This is a genomic window from Streptomyces sp. NPDC046712, from assembly GCF_040645695.1.
Classification (GTDB): Bacteria; Actinomycetota; Actinomycetes; order Streptomycetales; family Streptomycetaceae; genus Streptomyces.
In genome coordinates, this window is record NZ_JBEYYW010000044.1 from 1 (window position 1) to 19,133 (window position 19,133).

A 19,133-nucleotide genomic window follows, 5' to 3' on the forward strand; every position below is an offset into this window, starting at 1 on the left:
GTGTCCCGCGACGAACACACGGGCCCGCTCCGGCAGATACGACAAGGCTTCCGAAGGGACATTCCTCGATTCAGTCATGGCCCGGATCATGCCAGGCCGAGAGTGACCGCAGTACAGCAGATCCGGATTTACAGCTCGGATCACTACATATCCGCAAGATACGGACCGGCTGGGGGCCGGACCGTTCGGGAGGGGCACCACGCATGAGCAAGACCGCACTCATCACCGGCGTCACGGGACAGGACGGCTCGTACCTGGCCGAGCTGCTGCTCTCCAAGGGCTACACGGTGCACGGCCTCGTCCGTCGCTCGTCGAGCTTCAACACCGAGCGGATCGATCACGTGTACCAGGATCCGCAGCAGGCGAACCGCTCGTTCGTGCTGCACCACGCCGACCTCTCGGACGGGGTGGCGCTGGTGAACCTGCTTCGCGACATCCGTCCCGACGAGGTCTACAACCTCGGCGCGCAGTCCCATGTGCGGGTCTCCTTCGACGCACCGATGTACACCGGCGATGTGACGGGCCTGGGCGCGCTGCGGCTCCTGGAGGCGATCCGGGCGAGCGGGGTCGACACCCGGATCTACCAGGCGTCCTCCTCCGAGATGTTCGGCGCCACACCGCCTCCGCAGAACGAGCAGACGCCGTTCCACCCGCGCAGCCCGTACGGTGCCGCGAAGGTCTTCGCCTACTGGACCACGGTCAACTACCGTGAGGCGTACGACATGTTCGCCGTGAACGGCATCCTGTTCAACCACGAGTCGCCGCGTCGCGGCGAGACGTTCGTGACCCGCAAGGTGACCCGGGCCGTGGCGCGCATCAAGGCCGGACTGCAGGACCGGCTGTACCTGGGCAACCTCGATGCCGTACGCGACTGGGGGTACGCCCCCGAGTACGTCGACGCGATGTGGCGGATGCTCCAGCGCGACGAGCCGACCGACTACGTGGTGGCGACCGGAGTCCCGGCGACCGTACGGCAGTTCGTGGAGACGGCGTTCTCGCACGTGGGGCTCGACTGGGCGGAGTACGTCCGCTACGACCCCAAGTACGAGCGTCCCAGCGAGGTCGACGCCCTCATCGGCGACGCGTCCAAGGCGCGGGACCTGCTTGGCTGGAAGCCCTCGGTCCAGGTGGAGGAGCTGGCCCGGATCATGGTCGACGCCGATGTCCGGCTCGTCGAGGACCAGTTGGCGGGTGCCACGGTCCGTATCGACCGCTGACCAGCGCCTTCTCTCCGTGCGGCCGCTCCGGGACGACAGTCGGGGCGGCCGCTCCGCGCGGGACGCGGGAGCACGGAAGGTACCGGATTGGCCAAATAGGCTTTCCCGCTTGTCACTTCGTCGTACAGTTCGCATTCATCACATGGCAGTTGCACCACTTCTCGCCACATTGACTGGGCTATCACGCCTGGGGGGAACATGCGTAGATCCTGGGGGCTTACCGCTGCCCTCGTCCTGACCGTCGCGGCCGGAGCCGGAGGCTCTCTGGCCCCGACGGCCGCGGCCCTGACGCCGCCGGTGGCCTTCACCGCGGACGATCTGCCGACCTGGCAGACCAACGGCATCGTCTGGGCACTCGCCGAGGCGAACGACACCGTCTTCGTGGGCGGCACCTTCTCCGAGGTGCGCCCGCCCGAAGGCGGCTCCGGCACTCCGAAGGGCGCCGTCAACTTCGCGGCGCTGGACGCGGCCACGGGCGCGCCCACCGATTGCACCCTCTCCTTCACCGTCGGCAGCGGCACGGCGACCGTGCGGGCCCTGGTGGTCTCGCCGGACAAGAAGACGCTGTACGCGGGTGGTTACTTCGGCGCCGTCAACGGCACGCCGGTCTCCAGCCTCGCCGCGATCGACATCGCCACCTGCACACCGAAGGCGGCCTTCACCCCGAGCTTCCCCGCCACCGTGCGGGCGCTCGCCGTCACCGACACCACCGTCTACGCGGCCGGCGACTTCGACACGGTCGAGGGGCAGACCCGTCAGCGGTTCGCCGCCGTCACCACCGCGGGCGCGCTACTGCCGTTCACCGCCAACGCGGACGAGCCCGGCCGGGCCATCGAGGTCACCCCGGACGGCCAGCACGTGCTGCTCGGCGGTGACTTCTTCACCGTCAACGGCGCCAACTCGCACGCGCTCGCCGTGGTCAACGCCACGACCGGCGCCGTGACCAAGGCGTACCCGAACGGCTGGATCCCGACGAACTCCGTCGTCAAGGACATCGAGACGGACGCGACGGGCTTCTACACCGGCAACGAGGGCACGGGCGGCGGCGTCTTCGACGGCCGCATCGCCCTGAACCTCTCCGACTTCGAGCAGCGCTGGCGCGACACCTGCCTCGGTGCCACCCAGGCGGTCCGCTCCTACGAGGGCGTGCTCTACAGCGCCTCGCACGCCCACGACTGCTCCAGCGTCGGCGAGTTCCCCGACGGTCGCCGCTACCACCTGCTCGCCCAGCCGACGACGTCGACCGGCAAGCTCGGCTGGTTCCCGGACACCAACGACGGCCTCGGCGAGGGCATCGGGCCGCGCGCCTTCACCATCTCGGGCACGGGAACGACCAAGTACCTGTGGGTGGGCGGTGAGTTCACCACCACCAACGGTGCCCCGGCGCAGGGTCTGACCCGCTTCGCCTCGGGCCCCGACACCGGCGCGCCGACCGTCCCGGTCGCGAGCGCGGCCGCCGTCGGCCCGAACGCGGTGCAGATCCGCTGGCGCTCCAGCCTCGACCTGGACGACTCGAAGCTGACGTACAAGGTCTACCGCAACGGCGCCGCGACGCCGATCGCCACCGTCCAGGGCGACTCGCTGCACTGGTCGCGCCCCCAGGTCTCGGTCAAGGACACCTCCGTGACCCCGGGCCAGACCTACACCTACCGGGTGACCGCCGGCGACGCGGACGGCAACACCAGCGCCCTCTCCGCCACCGCCACGGTGACCGTGCCGACCTCCCCGGAGCCGTACGCCTCGCAGGTGGTCGCCGACGGCGCCGGGCTGTACTGGCGCCTGGACGAGTCGACCACGCCGTACGCGGCCGACTCCTCCGACGGCAACAACAGCGGTCTGTACATCAACGCCCCCGCGCTGCGGCAGACCCCGGCCGCCGTCACCGGCGCCTCCACGGCCGTCACGCTCAACGGGACGGACGAGCAGATCCACAGCGACCGGCGGCAGACCGTCCCCGGCGCCTTCACCATCGAGACGTGGTTCAAGACCACCACGAACCGCGGTGGCAAGCTGATCGGCTTCGGCAACAACACGACGCGGAACAGCGGTAGTTACGACAAGCACCTGTACATGACGAACACCGGCAACGTGGTGTTCGGCGTCTACACCGGCTCGGTCCGCACCCTCACGTCCCTGGGCTCGTACAACAACGGCGCCTGGCACCACGCGGTGGGCACCCAGGGTCCGGACGGCATGAAGCTGTACGTCGACGGCAAGCTGCTGGCGTCCAACACCGTCACCACCAACCAGCAGTACGCGGGCTACTGGCACGTCGGCGCGGACAACCTGTCCGGCTGGCCGCTGCGCCCGACGAGCACCTTCTTCGCCGGCCAGCTCGACGAGGCCGCCGTCTACCCGACGGCGCTCACCGCCGCGCAGGTCGCCAAGCACCACAGCCTGGCCTCCGCGCCGGCCGACTCGGTGGCCACGGTCACCGCGTCGGAGGACACGTACGCCAACGCCGGTGCCCCCGGCACCAATTACGGCACGTCCAGCTCGCTGGCCGTGCGCGGTACGGCGGCGTACGAGTCGTACCTGCGGTTCACTCTGCCGGCCGCCCCGGCCGGCACCGTCCTCAAGAGCGCCCGGCTCGCGGTGAAGACGACCACCATGACCGGCGCGGGCTCGGCGGACTCCCAGTCCGTCGTGCCGGTCACCGGCGCATGGACCGAGGACGGGCTCACGTACAACAACCGCCCGACGCTCGGCTCCGGTCCGATCGGGACGCTCAGCGGCGCCACGGACGGCTCGGCGATCTACTCGGCCGCGCTGGACACGTCGGCGATCTCGGCGGCGCTCGGCGGCTCGTACAGCGTCGCGCTCACCAGCACCGGTACCGACCCGCTGTGGCTCTGGTCGACCGAGGCGACGGCCGCGGAGGGCACTCCGCAGCTGGTGCTGACCTTCGGCGCCCCGTAGCCGGCGCGCTGAACCGTCCATCACAGGATGCGGGGCCCGGCCTGCCGGGCCCCGCATCCGACGTACCACGGGAGTTCCCTCATGCGTCGTTCTCTCCACCGGCGCCCGGCAGCGGCGGCGGCCGTGCTGACCGCGCTGCTCACCCTCTCCGCCTGCTCCTCGGGGAGCGACACCTCGGACGGCGCGGCCAAGGCCGCCACACCCACCCGCTCGGCGGCCGTGCCGGACCGGCAGGCCGAGGCGGAGCCGACCGGCCCCACGCCCTCCGCGACCAGGGGGCCCGTCGTTCCCGATGCCGAACTCAAGCCAGTCACCGGCTCGTTCACGAAGGAGCAGAAGGAGTACCTGAGCGGGCGGGTGCCCAAGAACACCGATCCCGCCGCCGTGCTCCAGACCGGCCAGGAGTCCTGCCAGCGTCTGGAGCGCACCGCCAAGCGCGACAAGGACGCGGCGGTGGGCGCACTCGTCGCCGGGGACATCCCGGACGCCGAGGCCGCCGTGAACCATCTGTGCCCTGCCCAGAAGCCGCTGCTCGCCACGGCGAAGACCGGCTTCCCCGACGGCACGGCGAAGCAGCCGAAGCCGGGCACGTACCGCGCGCTGACCACCGATCCGTCGTGCACGTGGCGGGCGCTCGGCAGCGGCGGGAAGGTGCTCGCCTCGGGTCCGGCGCTCGGCGCCGAGGGACCGGTGCGGGCCACCGTCCCCGCGGGGACGGTGGAGTTCGTCTCCTCGTCCTGTTACGCCTGGCTGCCGGCCTGACCCTCCCGGGCGGCCCGATCCTCGCGGGCGGACTCGTACACCCCGAGCAGGGTGTCGAGGACGGCCTCCATCGAGAACGCCTCCGTGGCCAGCTTGCGGGCCGCCACGGAGGCGCTGTCGTTCGCGTGCCGGTCGAGCAGCGCGATGACGGCCGGGGCGAGGCCCGTGGCGTCCGTGACCACTCGTCCCGCACCGGCCTCCTCGATGTCGCGGGCGAGGCCGTTGGAGGCGGTGACAACGGCCGGGGTGCCGACCGACAGCGCCTCCAGGACGGACATGGGGAACGGCTCGTCGACCGACGGCAGGACGTACACATGCGCCCGGCGCAGCTCCTCGAGCATCCGCGCGGCCGACAGCGGTCCGGGCCGCTCCACCCGGTCGCCGACGCCCAGGTCGGCGACGAGCGCGTCGACGGCGGCCCGCTCCCCCTCGTCCGGGCCGGCGAGGACGAAGCTGGCGTCGGGGTGACGGCGCAGGATCTCCGGAACGGCCGCGACGAAGTCCGTGGGGCGCTTGCGGGCCTGCAGCCGGGCCGCGTACAGGACGCGGGGCGGGCCGGACGGCTCCGGGCGCGGCTCCTGGGCGGGTACGCCGTTGACGAGCCGTACGGCCCGGGCGAGCGGCCCGCCGACCACCGCGTCCAGGTCCTTGCGCTCGCGGCCCGTCAGATGGAGGACGGCGGAGGCGCCCCGCAGCACGCGCCGGACCGCGACCGCGTCCAGCACCTTGGCCAGCAGCCTCCCGCTCGGATCGACCATGCCGTGCGTCTGGAGCACGAGCGGGCGGCCGGCCCGCAGCGCGGCCAGCGCCACGGGCAGGGTCACCAGGTCCCGGGCGAGATGGACGTGGACCACATCGGCGTCCCTGACCAGCGCGCCCGCCCCGGCGAGCAGTGCGGGCGAGGTGACGCCGCTGAAGCCGAGCGGGAGGATGGAGCGTGCCCGGTAGAGACGGGCGGGGACGCCGTCGACCTCGGTCGGCAGCTGGTCGCCGAAGCCGTCGCCGAGGGCCACCAGGCGCGGGTGGTGGCCCCGTTCGGCCAGCCCGCGGCAGAGGTTGACGGCGACTCTGACCGGTCCGCCGAAGGCGTGGGTCGGACTGTGCAGGGTGACCGCGTGCAGGACGCGCAGGCCGCTCATGCGGGCACCGGGACCGGGCGGCGGCCGTCGGCGGTGTGCAGCGTGAGCTCGGGCAGGTCCTTGTGCAGCGTCGTGCCGGCGGCGACGACCGCGTGGCGGCCGACGGTGACCCCGGCGAGCACGGTGGCACGGGCCGCCACCCAGGCGCCGTCCTCGACCGTGATCGGGGCGTTGCGGTAGCGGAAGTCGGCGGCCCGGTGGTCGTGGCTGCCGGTGCACAGCAGCGCTTCCTGGGAGACACAGACGTGCGCGCCGAGGGTGACGGGTTCCAGGTTGAGCAGCCAGGCGCCCTCGCCGATCCAGGTGTGGTCGCCGACGGTCAGCTTCCACGGCCACAGGATCCTCACCCGGTGCCGTATGAGCACGCCGTCGCCTATGGTCGCGCCGAAGGCCCGCAGCAGCGCGACCCGCAGCCGGGCCGGGCAGAACCAGGCCATGAAGACCGTGTTCATCACCGCGAACCAGAGGGCCTGCACGAGCTTGCCGCGGCCCTTGTCGTAACCGGCCAGCGTGAAGGCCGGGAGATTCCGCATGAGTTCACCCCCAACAGCGCCTCCCCAGGCGCCGAGGCGTTCAGACTAACGGTTGACACGAGGTGACAGGGGGGCGTCGGTAGACTGCCGCGAAGTGACGTTCCGGGGTGGCGCATTGATGTGCCGGGGGCCGGAACTCCGGGGATTCCAGGGGGCGGGATGACGACCGATGTACGCGGTACGGCGGCGGAACCACGCCCGGGGCCCACGGCGCCCGCGCCGCTGCTCCTCGCCCCTCCGGTGTCCCCGCGCACGCTGCTGTCGCGGGCCCTGTCGATCCCGCTGGTGCTGGGTTTCACGGTCTTCCTGCCGCTGCTGGTGGCGATCCAGCCGGGGGCGGGGGTGCATGACGCCGCGTACTACCTCCAGATCGCGCTGACCATGTACGCCGGAGCCCGGCTCTCGGCCATGATTCTCACCCGTCGGCGGAAGCTGCTCCAGGGCTCGTTCTGGCTCTTCGTCTACATGGCGATGGGCGTGGCGCCGCTCGCGCAGGCGGTCCTGGGAAGGGTGCCGACACCGGTGGTCGGTCCGCGCTCCGATCTGACGACGGCGGTCGCCCTGGTCCTGGTCGGCTGCGCCGCGTTCGACCTGGGGTCGCTGCTGGCCCGTGGTCGTCCGGGGGGCTCCGGGCGGGGCGAGGAGCGCCCGGCTCTGGTGCACCGGCGGAGGCTGTACCTGCTGGTGCTGCTCGCCTTCGCGTGCAGCGGTCTGTTCGTCGTCAAGCTGGGCGGGCCGGCGGTGTTCTTCTCCAGCCGTCAGGAGATCATCGCCGGGATCGAGGAGGCGGGCGTCTCGCAGGCCGACTCGCAGGCCGGGCAGGCGTTCCTGCGCGGCTTCGGCACGGTCCCCGCGCTCTTCGCGCTCCTGGTGTACTGCCGCTGGCTGGTCACCTCGCGACGGGCCCGGCGCCGCCCGATGGTGATCGCCGTCTTCGTGGCGCTGGTGCTGCTCAACTGCGTGGTGAACAACCCGATCTCGAATCCCCGGTACTGGTTCCTCACGGTGATGTTCTCGCTGCTGTTCACCGTGTTCCCGGTGAGCGCGGCGATGTACCGGTCGGCGCTGAGTCTGGGGGTGGTGATGGCGCTGATCGTCTTTCCGTTCTCCGACCGCTTCCGGTACGACGAGAAGAACTACCGCCCGGTCGAGACGACCTCGGTCCTGGAGCCGCTGGCGCTCAAGGACTACGACCAGGTCGGCATGTTCGCCAACACGATCACGCTGGTGAACTCGGGCAGCCGGCACCGCTACGGCCGCCAGCTGGCGGGGTCCGTGCTCTTCGCGGTGCCCCGTTCGGTGTGGCCGGGCAAGCCGCGCGACACCGGCGTGATGGTCGGCCAGTGGATGGGGACGGTGAACACCAATCTCTCGTCCCCCGTCTGGGCCGAGCTCTGGATCGACTTCGGGGCCGTGGGCATGGGCGCCGGAATGATGGGGATGGGCTATGCCGCCGCGCGCGTGGACGGGCGGTTCGCCCGGCGCGGCACCCGCCGGGCACCACCGGGCAGTCTGATCTCCCTGGTGGTGCCGCTCGTGGCGGGCTACTCCTTCATCCTGCTGCGCGGCCCGCTGCTCCAGGCGTCGGGCCGGGTGGCGATCGCGCTGATCTGCATCGCCCTGGTCACCACCTGGCGTCAGGACAGGGGCGCCGCGCTGCGCTGACCGCCGCCCTGCTGTTCCGGGGCGGGCTCGGGACGCGTGCGTGCCACCCGGGACCAGGCGGCGAGGGCCTTCAGGGCGGAGCCGGCGGCCAGGCCCCAGGCGGCGCCGGCCGCGCCGCCGATGACGTACCCGCCGAGCATCAGGGCGACCGAGAGCAGCGAGAAGACCACCTGGACGGAGAGTGTGGCGCGGGGGCTGAGGACCCGCAGGGTCACCAGGGCGCAGGTGCCCGCCGCCATCACCGCGTACTGGCTGCCGGTGGCGGGCAGCAGCCCGGCGGCGGACTGCCAGGTGGCGCCCAGCAGCTCCCGGCCCAGGCGCTCCGGGAGCGCGTACAGGGCGGCGGCCCAGCCGAGGGCCACGAGCGCGAGGACGGCGGCGAGTCCGGCGGCGGCCCGTACGGTGGCACGCCGGGAGCCGGCCCTGCCGAGCAGGGGCGGGCCGAAGGCGTTGACCGAGGTGAAGAGCGTGTTGAGCGGGCCGAACAGGGTCGACGCTCCGCGCAGCGCGCCGACGGCGAGGGGGCTCGCGAGAAGTCCGAGGCCGAGGACGGCGAGCTGGCTCGAGCCGTTGCCGACGGCAAACTCGACGACGAAGCGCCGACCGAGGTGGTCCTTGCGCAGATAGCGGCGCGGATCACCGGGCCGGTTCCGCACGAAGGGCCGGAGCAGGACGAGCCCGAGGAGTGCGGCGGGCAGCGCGGACAGGCCCCAGACGAGTACGAGGCGGGCCGGTGAGGAGCCGTGCGGCTGGAGCAGGAGGGCGGGTACGACGGAAAGAAGCCGGAGGGTGTCGGCGGCCAGCGCCCGGTGCGGCTGCCGCAGTGCGGAGAAGCCGTACCGCAGTCCGTCCTGGACGAGGACGATCGGCAGGACGGCGCCCAGGGCGAGCAGGGCGGGACCGGTGGGGCCTCCGACGAGGGCGCCGGCGGCGAGCAGCGGGACGGCGGCGGCCGTCGAGGCGAGGGCGGTGAAGGTCACGGCGGACCGGGCGGCCGCGCCGACCTCGTGCTCCTCGCCCTTCTCCAGGACGACGCTCTGCCCGACGTACGCCGCGTTGAGGCCGAGAAGCACGGTGAAGCCGATGTAGACCATGGAGAAGGCGGCGAAGCCGTCCGCGGTGGACGCCCGCGCCGCGATCACCAGGACGGCGATGTTGGTGAGGCTGGACGCCGCCTGGTCCAGGACCGAGGCGGCGACGGTGACGGCACGTCTCAACGGTCGCCCGCGCGGACGTCACCGGAGCGCAGGTCCTCGGCGCGCAGCTGGCGCAGGGCGACGGTGTCCGAGCCGTCGCCCAGGATCACCTGCTCGGGCTCGGCGGCGAACTCCTCGCTCTCGGAAGGCGCGGGAGCCGGCGGTCTGCCCCGCCCGCCCCCGCCGCGCCGGCCGGCCGACTGCTTGGCGGCGCCGCGCTGCCGGCCCGGGGTGTGCACGACGGCGCCGAGGACGGTACCGCCGGCGCCCGCGATGAGCTCGCGGATGCGCTGGAGATCCGTACGGTGGACACCGCGCGGGTCGCAGACGATGAGGACACCGTCGACGCGGTCGACGAGAGCGAGCGCGTCCGCGTAGTTGAGGACGGGCGGGGCCAGGACCACGACGGTCGAGTTGGGCGAGTCGGCCTCGGCGATGAGCCGGGAGACCCTGGGGGCGGTCAGCGCTCGGGCCACGTTCCGTACCCGCTCGCCCGGCACCAGGCCGAAGGAGCCGGACTCCCCCGCGTCGACGGAGAGTTGGCGCCTGCCGGGCCAGCCGTTCTCGTCGCTCTCCACCGGGCTGCTCCACCGGGGTGCGGCCGCCGCGTGGGCGCGCAGGCGTCCGGCGAGCGTGGGGGTGCGCAGGTCGGCCTCGATGAGCAGGACGTCCTTGCCGGTCTCGGCGAACGAGGCGGCGAGGTGCGAGGCGACGGCCACGGCGGCGTCGTTGGAGCCGCGCGGGGCGACGACGAGGAGCCGTCGCCGGTCGGCGAAGCGCTGGTCGTAGGCGAGCCGGAACGCGACGGAGCGGTACTCCTCCGCGACCCGGGCGTCCGTGTGGTCGTCGGCGAGGAGCACGTCGGTGGCCCCGCGCGGCAGGGTGCCGAGGACGGGGGCGCGCACCGCGCGGGCGACGTCGCCTGCGGAGCGCGGCGCGGGGTCGAAGACGAGCCGGACCCAGGCGGCGAGCAGGCCGAGCGCCACACCGACGAGGGCACCGAGGCCGAGGCTCATGGGGAGCCCGGGGCCGTCGGAGAAACCGGGGGCGGTGGCGACGCGGATGACGGTGCCGGGCGACATGTCGAGCGACTTGAGCTGGCTGATCCGCGCGTCGAGTTCGTTGATCCGGTTGAGCAGGTTGGTCTTGACGCCGTACTCGGCGTCCCGGGCCGCCCCGTCGGGCATCCGGTCGAGTTCCTTGGTCTTCTGGTCGTGCTTCTTGGCGACCTCGTCGAGCTGCTTCTGCTGCCCTTCGAGCATCGTGGCCCGCAGGTCGGTCCACTGCTTCTTGCGCAGGTCCAGGTAGGCCTGGGTGACCGCGTTGGCCCGGTCGGCGGCGGCCTTGGGCGTGTCGGCGGTGTAGGTGAACTGGAGCACCTGGCTCTGGGGCGGGTTGGTGACCTGCAAGTCCTTCTGCAGCTTGCCGACGGTGCCGGTCCAGCCGAGCTTCTTGGCCGCCTGCTCGGCGACGCTGCTGCTCAGCGCCGTCTGCCGCTCGGACCCCATGTTGAGGGTCTTGTCCTGCGAAATGCTGGGATTGAACGGGTCGTTGACGGGGGCGCGGAGCACGACCTGGCTGGTGGCGACATAGGTGTCGGCGTTGGACAGGCCGAACCAGACGCCGCCGAGGAGTCCGATCCCGACGCCGGCTCCGATGATCGCGCGGTAGCGCAAGAGCTGGCGGAACTGGTCGCGCAGCAGCTCCGGTTCGTCGTCCTCCACCGCGGTGACGTTCATGTGTGTCACGTGCTCGGACCCCCCAGAGCCTCGTCGATCAGTGCGTCGATCCGGGCCAGTCCGGCCGCCCGGGTCAGATGGGCCTCGACGTGACGGGGCCCCTGGGCGCCGAGCGCGTCGGCTGCCGCCGGATCGTCGCCGAGTCTACGGATCTCGGCGAGCAGCGCGTCGGGGTCCTCCGGCGGTACGAGCACGCCGGCTTCGGAGCGCAGCACTTCGAGGGCGGTGCCGCCCTCGGCGGCCACGGAGGCGACGACGGGGCGTCCGGCCGCGAAGTACGAGGTCAGTTTGGACGGCACGCTCATGTCGAGGACGGAGGCCCGCTGGGTGACGGCGAGGACGTCCGCCGCGGCGAGGGTGTCGGGGAACTCGTCGTCGCCGACCGGTGCCATGAAGTCCAGGTTGGGGATCCCGGCGCCCAACTCGCGCAGGTGGGCACGCTGGTTACCGTCGCCGAGGAGCACGATCCGGATCTTCGGGTCGCGGCGGGCCGCCTCGACGAGCACCTCGAGTCCCTGCTTGAGGCCCATGTTCCCGGAGTGCAGGACGACGGTCTCGCCCTCGCCCCAGCCGAGCCGCTGCCGGGTCTCGGCGCGGGGCGCCGAAGGGCTGGGCACGTGCGACCAGTTGGGCACGAGCCGGATGCGGCCGCGGTCGACCCCCATGGCCACGACCTTGTCCACGAAGGTCTCGTGGATGACGCCGACGAGCGTGGCCCGGCGCACGGAGTACGTCTCGGCCCGGGCGGCGAGCGCGGCTGCCCGGTCGCCGCCGCGGATACCGCTCTGCGCGGCGGCGGCGCCCATCAAGTCCTGGACGACGGGGACGTACGGAACCCGCCAACGGGCGGCGAGGCGTGCGCCGATGATGCCTCCGGCGAGGCTGGGCATCTGGGCGAGGACGGCGTCGGGCCGGGCCATGGAGGGTGGTGCGAGCAGACCGTGGGCAAGAACGGTCGCCTCGAACGCGGCCCGCTTCAGGGCGGTTTGACGGGGCGGGACGGTGTGGCGTCTGCGGTGCACGACGACTCCGGCGCGTTCCTCGGTGCGCCGCCAAGCACCGGCGTAGGCCGGGTCGAGGGACCAGGAGGGGTAGTGCGGCATACCGGCGAGGACGTGGGTCTCGTGGCCGCGCGCCGCCCAGTGTTCGGCGATCTGGGTGGCGTAGGGGCCTATTCCGGCGTGCTCCGGCGCGTAGTTGGTGGACACCATCAGCAGCCGCCGTCGTATGCCCGGCGTACCCCCGCCGCTGTTCCCAGCCGTCACTTCCCCCACGCGACCGTCCCTCTCCCCCGTACGTGAACCCGACCTCACCCTAGTCGTTCACCCACTCTCAACGGAACGTGCACGCTATCGTCGGAACTCCTTCGCGCTGGGGAGCGCGAACGCACCTGGGGGGTTTCACACATGACCGCAGGAAGGCCGTACCGGGTCGGCTACGCGCCGGGCGCCTACGACCTCTTTCACATAGGCCATCTCAACATCCTTCGGCACGCGCGGAGCCAGTGCGACTACCTGGTGGCGGGCGTGGTCTCGGACGAGATGGCGGAGCTCGCCAAGGGCCGGCGCCCGGTGATTCCACTGGTGGAACGTCTCGAGATCGTGCGCAACGTCAAGTACGTCGACGCGGCGTTCGTGGAGACCGTGCCGGACAAGCTGGAGACGTGGAAGCAGGTCAGGTTCGACGTGCTGTTCAAGGGGGACGACTGGCGGGGCACGCCCAAGGGAGACCGCCTGGAGCGGGACTTCGCCGGGGTGGGGGTGGAGATCGTCTACTTCCCGTACACGATGCACACGTCCAGCACCCAGCTCCGCCGTGCGCTCGACATCCTGACGCAGGAGGCCGAGCCGGGCACCGGAGTCGGCGGGGTCAGCGAGGGGCTGCGCTGAGTTCGCGGAACCACTTGGTGAGGAAGGCGAGGAGGAACACCGCGCTCGCGGCGCCGAGCGCGGTGTAGGTCCAGCGGAAGGCCGAACCGCCGCCCAGGAGCAGGAAGACCAGGCAGAAGACGCCGTGGTCGACGGGGAGCAGCGCCACCGCCCGCAGGGTGGAGGGCTGGGGCGCGGGCGTACCGGGGGCGGGCCGCGGCTTGAGCTTCTCGGTCAGGAGTCCGCCGAAGAAGGTCACGACGGCGGCGAGTTGGAAGCCGAGGGGGACGAGGAGCCAGCCGTCCGAGGCCGTGCCGAAGTGTTCGGGGTGCCGGTAGAAGGCGATCAGCACGGCGAGGTGCAGGGCGGTGATCTTCGCGCAGTCCACCACATGGTCGAGCCACTCCCCCGCCGGGCTGCCGCCGCCGCGCAGACGGGCGAGCTGGCCGTCGGCGGAGTCGAAGGCGAAGCCGACGGCGAGACCGAGCCAGATCAGCAGCCCGAGCGCCCAGGACGGCTCCCCGAGGGCCACGCCCGCGACGGCGGCGAAGCTGAACGCCGCACTGATCAAGGTGACTTGATTGGGCGTCAGTCCGGCGGCGTAGGAGCCCGCCGCGAGGTAGCGCCCGACGGGGCGGTTGACGAACCGCGAGTAGAGCGAGACCCCCTTCGCGGACTTCTGCGCGGATGTCAGCTCGGTCAGCGCGGTCCCGATCGTTCCCACGAACCCCCCCGGGTCATTGTGCGAGTTTGGTACTTTCGTACGCGATGGCGCACATCATGGCATCTCCGGGGGGTCCGGGGTGACGGGCCCTATGCGTCCACGGCCTGTGCGTGACGGTTCTCCTTGATCGTGATCCGGCCCTTGCGGATGGTCGCCAGGCGCGGGGCGCGGCGGGCGATGGCGCTGTCGTGGGTGACCATGACGAAGGTCAGTCCGTGTTCCTTCCAAAGCCCTTCAAGCAGTTCCACGATCTCGTCGCGCATCGACTCGTCGAGGTTGCCGGTCGGCTCGTCGGCGAGGAGCACCTTGGGCCGCTTCACCAGGGCCCGGGCGATCGCGACGCGCTGCTGCTGGCCTCCGGAGAGCTCGGACGGAAGGTGCCCGAGGCGCTCGCCGAGACCGACGGACTCCAGCGCCTCGGCCGCCATGCCCCGCCGCTCGCCCGCCTTGAGGCCCATCGGGACGAGCGCCGTCTCCACGTTCTCCTGGGCGGTGAGCGTGGGGATGAGGTTGAAGGACTGGAAGACGAAGCCGATGTTCTGGCTGCGTACGGCCGTCAGCCGACTCTCCGGAAGTTTGGCCAGATCCACGCCGTCGAGCATCACGCTGCCCGCCGTGGGCCGGTCGAGACCGCCCAGCATCTGCAGCAGGGTGGACTTGCCGCCGCCGGTGGGGCCCTGGATGACGAGGCGGTCGCCCTCCCTGATGGTGAGGTCGATCCCGGCGAGCGCGTCGACTCTCTCCTGGCCCCTGCGGTACTGCTTGGTGACGCCTGTGAGCTCGTACATGGTGCAACTCCTGCGATACGTGAAGGGGGTTCGGGCTGGGGGCTGCCCGGTGGATCAGGGCTACTCGACGCGGCGCAGCGCGTCCGCCGGGCGCAGCCGCGAGGCGCGCCAGGCGCCGAAGCCGCCGGCGACGAGCCCGCCGCCGAGGGCGAGGACCACGGCGAGACCGACGGTGGTCACGCTCACCGGGGCGGTCAGGGCGATGTCCAGGGTGTTGCCGGCGGCGCTGCCGTCGCGGACCGTGCTCATGCCGGGGCCGCCGAGCATGCGGCCACCGCCGGGGCCACCGCTGTTCAGCGCGCCGGCGCCGAGTTCGGCGGTGAGGGTGGGGCTGATGGCGGTCACGAGGTACGCGCCGCCGAGACCCGCGGCGATGCCGAGCGCACCGCCGATGAGGCCGTTGACGAGGGCCTCGCCCATCACCTGGCGGGTGACCCTGCCGCTCTTCCAGCCGAGCGCCTTGAGCGTGCCGAACTCGCGCACCCGGCGGCTGACCGCGGAGGAGGTGAGCAGACCGGCGACCAGGACGGCGGCGACGAGGACGGCGTACGAGAGCCACTTGCCCACGTTGGTGGCGAGGTTGGCGGCGGTGTCGAGGGAGCCGGAGACGGTCTCGGCGAGATCGGCGGAGGTGGTGACCGTGGTGCCGGACACGTTCTTCTGGATGGCGGCCTTGACGGTCTCGATCTTCGTCGAGTCGGTCGCCTTCACGTAGACGGTGGTGATCTTGTCCTTGGAGTCCGACAGCGTCTGGGCCTGCTTCAGGGGGAGGTAGACCTGCGCGGCGGCCTGTCCGCTGTCGGCGGTGGCGATGCCGATGACCTCGAACTTCACGCCCTTGACCGTCAGGGTCTTGCCGAGGTCGAGGCCCTCCTGCTTGGCGTAGGCGCTGTCGAGGACGACGACCTTGGCATCGGTTTCGGAGGTCTTGAAGGTCCGGCCCTTGGAGATCGTGGAGGTGGTGAGGGGGCCGAGGTCGGGGGCGGTGACGTCGGTGCCGTAGAGGGTGAAGGAGTTGACGTCGAAGGCGGCGCCACCGCCTTCGACGGTGCCTCCGCCGCCGCTGCCGCCGCCCGGGCCGCCGGGCTGGGCGGCACGGGTGTCCTGCTTGAACTCGCCGCGCTTGAACTGGCCGTCGATCTTGAGGTTGGTGAGGCTGAGACCGCCGACGGCCCGGGCGACGCCGTCCTGCTTCGCGACGGTGGCGGCGGTCGAGGCTGCCAGGGTCTGGAACCCCTGGACCATCAGCCGGTCGCTGCTCTGCTCCTCGCCGTCCTCCTTGGCATCGAACTCGAACCGCGGCCGCTGCGCCTGCTCGCCCGCCTTGGGCTCCTCACGGGCCTTGGTGACGGTGAGGTCGGTGCCGAGCCCGTAGAGGGATTCGAGCACCTGCGTCTGTGCCTGCTTCATCCCGGCGGCCACGGAGTTGACGACGATGACCAGCGCGATCCCGAGCGCAAGCCCGGAGGCGACGACGAGCGCCGCCTTTCTGCGACGGCGCAGCTCGCGCCGGAGGTAGGTGAAGAACATGGGCGTGAAGCTAGGCACGTGCGGTGATGGCTGGATAAGGCCCACGTGAGAGTGGGATGAGAGTCGGGGGGCGGGGCCGTGCGGGTTGGCAGAGCCGGGGCCGTGCCCACGCACTTGACCGCCGGCGGCGGGCGGGGCTGTGGCCGGAAGGCCGGCCGGCGGCAGCCACTGCGGCGGACCCGCCACCCGTCGGCGGGGACGGAACCCGGCAGCTTCAGCGGCCGTATGACAGAGGGTCCGACAGGACTTCGCGGATGACCACGGCTGCCGCTCCGCGGGCCGCGTCCGTCGAGGTGGAGGCGGGGCGGAGACGGCCTGCGGAGGGGAGCCAGAGACCGGAGACGACGCGGTGGGCGAGTTCGGCGTCGACGGCGGGGGCCAGGCGGGGCATCAGGCGGGGGTAGATCCCGCCGAGGACGACCACCTCGGGATCGAGCAGGTTCACCGCGCCGGAGAGCGCGAGCCCGAGCATCCGGCCGGCCTCCTCGACGGCGGCCACCGCCCGCGGCTCGCCCGCCTCCGCGCGGCGCGCCAACTCCTCGACGGCCGAGCCGCTCACGGCCGTCCCCTTTTCCGCGAGCCCCGCCGCCCGCAGAAGCGCCGACTGGCCCGCGTACTGCTCCAGGCAGCCGCGCGAGCCGCAGCGGCACAGCGGCCCGTCCGCGGCGACGACCATGTGGCCGATCTCGCCGGCGAAGCCGTGCGCGCCCCGCAGCAGCTCGCCGTTGACGACGATCGCGCCGCCGACGCCGATCTCGCCGGTGAGGTGGAGGAAGCTCCGTACGTCGCCCAGCGCACCGAACCACAGCTCCGCCAGCGCCGCGACGTTCGCCTCGTTGTCCGAGGCGACCGGCAGTTCCGGCTGCCCGGGCCGCAGGGCGGTGAGGGCCGCGGCGAAGATCCGGTCCGCCTCGACGCGGTTCCAGCCGAGGTTCGGGGCCTGGTGGACGGTCCCCCTCGAGACGAGGCCGGGCAGGGCGAGCCGTACGCCCGCCGGGTGGAGTTCCCGTTCCGCGGCCCGCGCGAGGACGCGCGCAGCGATCCGGGCCGCACGCCCGAGGACCTCGGCCGCGCCGGCCGCTCGGTGGACGCGGTTGTCGGCGGGGTGGGTGATCCGGAGCCGGTCGGTTCCCGCCAGGTCGACGACGCACACGGACACGTAGTCGACGTTGATCTCGACGCCGAGCCCGGCCGGCCCGGTGTCGGCCGCCTTCAGTACCGTCCCCGGCCGCCCCGCCTGCCCGCTGAACGTCTTGCCCGACTCCACCAGGAAGCCCTGGTCGAGGAGGTGTTCGACCAGCGAGGAGACGGCGGCGCGGGTCAGCCCCACGCGCGCGGCGACCGCCGCACGGGTCGTCTCGCCCGCCTCGTGCACGGTCCGCAGGACGAGGCTGAGGTTGTGCCGTCGCACGCTCGCCTTGTCGGCCTTGGGTTGCGCAGGGTGCGCGTCCCCGGTCCCCGGAGTCTTCTTCATCGTGCGCCGAGCCTAACCCCGGCAAAAGCAGTTCAACCACCGAACTCTTTGGGCTACTGTCTGCGCCATGCCACTTCCGCGCGACTACAGCGGTCAGACCTGTGCCCTGGCCCGCTCGATGGAGATCATCGGCGAGCGCTGGACCCTGCTGATCGTGCGCGACGCCTTCTACGGGGTCCGCCGTTTCGGTGAGTTCGCCGCCCATCTGCGCCTCCCCCGGGCGGTCCTCACCGACCGGCTCACCACCCTCACCGAGGCCGGCGTCCTGCGGCGCCTCCCGGACACCGGGCGCCGCGAGGTCTACGGCCTGACGCCCAAGGGCGTGGCGCTGTGGCCCGCCGTCCGCGCCCTCACCTCCTGGGGCGACGAGTTCTACGCGGCGGACGGCGGCCCACGCCGGGTCTTCCGTCACGCCGACGACGACGCCCCCATCGCCGCGGACGGCCGCTGTACGGGGTGCGGGGTGCCGGTCCCTGTCGGCGACACCCTCGTGACTCCCGGCCCCGGGCTCGCCCCGGCCACCGCCGAAGACGACCCGGTGACGGCGGCCCTCGCCCGCCCGCACCGCCTGCTCCAGCCACTGCTCATACCGTCCACGACGCAACGCCCCACGAGAGGTACGCACTCATGAAGATCCTGGTCGTCGGCGCCGGAGCCACCGGAGGCTACTTCGGAGCCCTGCTGGCCCGCTCCGGACAGGACGTCACCTTCCTGGTCCGTCCGCAGCGCGCCGCCGTGCTCCGCGAGCGCGGCCTGCGCATCACCGGCCGCGGCGAGGAATGGTCCCTGGAGCCCCGGCTGCTCACGGCGGACGAGCTGACCACTCCGTACGACCTCGTGCTGCTCTCCGTGAAGTCCACCGCCCTGGAGCAGGCGATCGAGGACATCGCCCCGGCCGTCGGCCCCGACACGGCGATCGTGCCGCTGCTCAACGGGCTCTCCCACATCGACACCCTGAACGGCCGCTTCGGCACCGCACCGGTCCTCGGCGGAGTCGCCAAGGTGGTTACCACCCTCAGCGACGAAGGGGACATCGTCGTTCTCGCGCCGCTCGCCCATCTGACGATCGGCGAGCAGGACGGGACTCCCTCCCCGCGCGTGGAGAAGATCCGGGCGGTACTGAGCGAGGCGGGCATCGATGCCCTGGTGCCCGAGGACGTGATGGCGTCGATGTGGCACAAGTGGGTCTTCATCACCACCTTCGGCGCGGTGACCGGTCTGATGCGCGGAACGGTCGGCGAGGTCAGCGCCGTCCCGGGCGGCGCCGAACTGGGCCCGGCGGTGCTGGCGGAGGCATCGGCCGTCTCGGCCGCGGCGGGACATCCCGTACCGGAGTCCGAACGGGCCGCGACCCTGGGCATCGTGACGGCGGCGGGGTCCTCCATGGTGCCCTCGCTCTACCGCGATCTGGTGGCCGGGAGCCCGACCGAGGTCGAGCACCTCTTCGGCGATCTGGTGGCCCGGGCCCGTGCCCTTTCGGTGCCCACCCCGCTCCTGGACCTGGCGACGCTGCACCTGCGTGTCCACCAGGCACGGGTGGTGAGTTGAGGCCCTGACCCCGTTGTCGGAGCTGCCCGTT

Annotated in this window: 16 protein-coding genes; 7 read left to right on the plus strand and 9 right to left on the minus strand. The window is 72.1% G+C overall.

Features of this window, described 5'->3' with window-relative positions:
* Positions 1 to 203 precede the first annotated feature (203 nt).
* The 3 genes from gmd (at position 204) to ABZ939_RS35060 (ending at position 4,898) form a co-directional block, all read left to right on the plus strand.
* On the plus strand, positions 204 to 1,217 hold the full coding sequence (gmd, locus tag ABZ939_RS35050; RefSeq protein ID WP_361864338.1) for a GDP-mannose 4,6-dehydratase: 1,014 nt from the start codon (positions 204 to 206) through the stop codon (positions 1,215 to 1,217).
* 198 nt (positions 1,218 to 1,415) lie between these two features.
* Positions 1,416 to 4,136, plus strand: coding sequence for a LamG-like jellyroll fold domain-containing protein (locus ABZ939_RS35055; RefSeq protein WP_361864340.1), 2,721 nt, complete (start codon positions 1,416 to 1,418; stop codon positions 4,134 to 4,136).
* An 81-nt stretch (positions 4,137 to 4,217) separates the two neighbouring features.
* Positions 4,218 to 4,898, plus strand: coding sequence for a hypothetical protein (locus ABZ939_RS35060; RefSeq protein WP_361864342.1), 681 nt, complete (start codon positions 4,218 to 4,220; stop codon positions 4,896 to 4,898).
* Here the strand turns inward: ABZ939_RS35060 and ABZ939_RS35065 are convergent.
* Positions 4,877 to 6,028: a glycosyltransferase gene (locus ABZ939_RS35065; RefSeq protein WP_361864409.1), complete on the minus strand. Its 1,152-nt coding sequence runs from the start codon at positions 6,026 to 6,028 to the stop codon at positions 4,877 to 4,879. The two genes, ABZ939_RS35060 and ABZ939_RS35065, sit on opposite strands and share 22 nt — an antisense overlap.
* A 5-nt stretch (positions 6,029 to 6,033) precedes the next feature.
* Positions 6,034 to 6,570, minus strand: a complete 537-nt coding sequence (locus ABZ939_RS35070) for a WcaF family extracellular polysaccharide biosynthesis acetyltransferase (protein ID WP_361864344.1) — start codon at positions 6,568 to 6,570, stop codon at positions 6,034 to 6,036.
* A 159-nt stretch (positions 6,571 to 6,729) separates the two neighbouring features.
* Here ABZ939_RS35070 and ABZ939_RS35075 point away from each other — a divergent pair, with 159 nt between their 5' ends.
* Positions 6,730 to 8,235, plus strand: a complete 1,506-nt coding sequence (locus ABZ939_RS35075; protein WP_361864345.1) for a hypothetical protein — start codon at positions 6,730 to 6,732, stop codon at positions 8,233 to 8,235.
* Here ABZ939_RS35075 and ABZ939_RS35080 read toward each other — a convergent pair.
* Genes ABZ939_RS35080 through ABZ939_RS35090 form a run of 3 tightly spaced genes read right to left on the minus strand, consistent with a single transcriptional unit; the run spans position 8,208 to position 12,381 of the window.
* Positions 8,208 to 9,452, minus strand: a complete 1,245-nt coding sequence (locus ABZ939_RS35080) for a hypothetical protein (protein ID WP_361864347.1) — start codon at positions 9,450 to 9,452, stop codon at positions 8,208 to 8,210. The genes ABZ939_RS35075 and ABZ939_RS35080 overlap by 28 nt on opposite strands.
* On the minus strand, positions 9,449 to 11,170 hold the full coding sequence (locus ABZ939_RS35085) for a lipopolysaccharide biosynthesis protein (RefSeq protein WP_361864349.1): 1,722 nt from the start codon (positions 11,168 to 11,170) through the stop codon (positions 9,449 to 9,451). Before ABZ939_RS35085 ends, ABZ939_RS35080 begins: the two co-directional genes overlap by 4 nt.
* 5 nt (positions 11,171 to 11,175) lie before the next feature.
* On the minus strand, positions 11,176 to 12,381 hold the full coding sequence (locus tag ABZ939_RS35090; RefSeq protein WP_361864411.1) for a glycosyltransferase family 4 protein: 1,206 nt from the start codon (positions 12,379 to 12,381) through the stop codon (positions 11,176 to 11,178).
* Positions 12,382 to 12,576: 195 nt separating this feature from the next.
* On the opposite strand from ABZ939_RS35090, the gene ABZ939_RS35095 reads away from it, so the two are divergent.
* Positions 12,577 to 13,059, plus strand: a complete 483-nt coding sequence (locus ABZ939_RS35095) for an adenylyltransferase/cytidyltransferase family protein (RefSeq protein ID WP_361864351.1) — start codon at positions 12,577 to 12,579, stop codon at positions 13,057 to 13,059.
* Here ABZ939_RS35095 and ABZ939_RS35100 read toward each other — a convergent pair.
* The 4 genes from ABZ939_RS35100 to ABZ939_RS35115 all read right to left on the minus strand — a co-directional run bounded on the left by ABZ939_RS35100 (position 13,040) and on the right by ABZ939_RS35115 (position 17,554).
* Complete coding sequence (locus ABZ939_RS35100; RefSeq protein ID WP_361864353.1) at positions 13,040 to 13,762, minus strand: CDP-alcohol phosphatidyltransferase family protein; 723 nt, start codon at positions 13,760 to 13,762, stop codon at positions 13,040 to 13,042. The genes ABZ939_RS35095 and ABZ939_RS35100 overlap by 20 nt on opposite strands.
* A gap of 89 nt (positions 13,763 to 13,851) precedes the next feature.
* On the minus strand, positions 13,852 to 14,550 hold the full coding sequence (locus tag ABZ939_RS35105; RefSeq protein WP_361864355.1) for an ABC transporter ATP-binding protein: 699 nt from the start codon (positions 14,548 to 14,550) through the stop codon (positions 13,852 to 13,854).
* A 60-nt stretch (positions 14,551 to 14,610) separates the two neighbouring features.
* A complete protein-coding gene (locus tag ABZ939_RS35110) occupies positions 14,611 to 16,080 on the minus strand; it encodes an ABC transporter permease (protein ID WP_361864357.1) in 1,470 nt (489 codons plus the stop codon).
* A gap of 214 nt (positions 16,081 to 16,294) precedes the next feature.
* A complete protein-coding gene (locus ABZ939_RS35115) occupies positions 16,295 to 17,554 on the minus strand; it encodes an ROK family transcriptional regulator (RefSeq protein WP_361864358.1) in 1,260 nt (419 codons plus the stop codon).
* A 67-nt stretch (positions 17,555 to 17,621) separates the two neighbouring features.
* Between ABZ939_RS35115 and ABZ939_RS35120 the strand changes: the two genes are divergently transcribed.
* Both ABZ939_RS35120 and ABZ939_RS35125 read left to right on the plus strand, forming a co-directional pair.
* Positions 17,622 to 18,185, plus strand: a complete 564-nt coding sequence (locus ABZ939_RS35120; RefSeq protein WP_361864360.1) for a helix-turn-helix domain-containing protein — start codon at positions 17,622 to 17,624, stop codon at positions 18,183 to 18,185.
* Positions 18,182 to 19,102 carry a ketopantoate reductase family protein gene (locus tag ABZ939_RS35125; RefSeq protein WP_361864362.1) on the plus strand — a complete coding sequence of 307 codons (921 nt, stop codon included), beginning with the start codon at positions 18,182 to 18,184 and terminating at the stop codon, positions 19,100 to 19,102. Before ABZ939_RS35120 ends, ABZ939_RS35125 begins: the two co-directional genes overlap by 4 nt.
* The last annotated feature ends 31 nt before the right edge of the window (positions 19,103 to 19,133 follow it).

Bases quoted from the DNA above. Each gene is read 5' to 3' on its own strand.
- gmd (WP_361864338.1), top strand. From the start codon at position 204: ATGAGCAAGACCGCACTCATCACCGGCGTCACGGGACAGGACGGCTCG.
- ABZ939_RS35055 (WP_361864340.1), top strand. From the start codon at position 1,416: ATGCGTAGATCCTGGGGGCTTACCGCTGCCCTCGTCCTGACCGTCGCG.
- ABZ939_RS35060 (WP_361864342.1), top strand. From the start codon at position 4,218: ATGCGTCGTTCTCTCCACCGGCGCCCGGCAGCGGCGGCGGCCGTGCTG.
- ABZ939_RS35070 (WP_361864344.1), bottom strand. From the start codon at position 6,570: ATGCGGAATCTCCCGGCCTTCACGCTGGCCGGTTACGACAAGGGCCGC.
- ABZ939_RS35075 (WP_361864345.1), top strand. From the start codon at position 6,730: ATGACGACCGATGTACGCGGTACGGCGGCGGAACCACGCCCGGGGCCC.
- ABZ939_RS35085 (WP_361864349.1), bottom strand. From the start codon at position 11,170: ATGAACGTCACCGCGGTGGAGGACGACGAACCGGAGCTGCTGCGCGAC.
- ABZ939_RS35090 (WP_361864411.1), bottom strand. From the start codon at position 12,381: ATGGTGTCCACCAACTACGCGCCGGAGCACGCCGGAATAGGCCCCTAC.
- ABZ939_RS35095 (WP_361864351.1), top strand. From the start codon at position 12,577: ATGACCGCAGGAAGGCCGTACCGGGTCGGCTACGCGCCGGGCGCCTAC.
- ABZ939_RS35105 (WP_361864355.1), bottom strand. From the start codon at position 14,550: ATGTACGAGCTCACAGGCGTCACCAAGCAGTACCGCAGGGGCCAGGAG.
- ABZ939_RS35110 (WP_361864357.1), bottom strand. From the start codon at position 16,080: ATGTTCTTCACCTACCTCCGGCGCGAGCTGCGCCGTCGCAGAAAGGCG.
- ABZ939_RS35115 (WP_361864358.1), bottom strand. From the start codon at position 17,554: ATGAAGAAGACTCCGGGGACCGGGGACGCGCACCCTGCGCAACCCAAG.
- ABZ939_RS35120 (WP_361864360.1), top strand. From the start codon at position 17,622: ATGCCACTTCCGCGCGACTACAGCGGTCAGACCTGTGCCCTGGCCCGC.
- ABZ939_RS35125 (WP_361864362.1), top strand. From the start codon at position 18,182: ATGAAGATCCTGGTCGTCGGCGCCGGAGCCACCGGAGGCTACTTCGGA.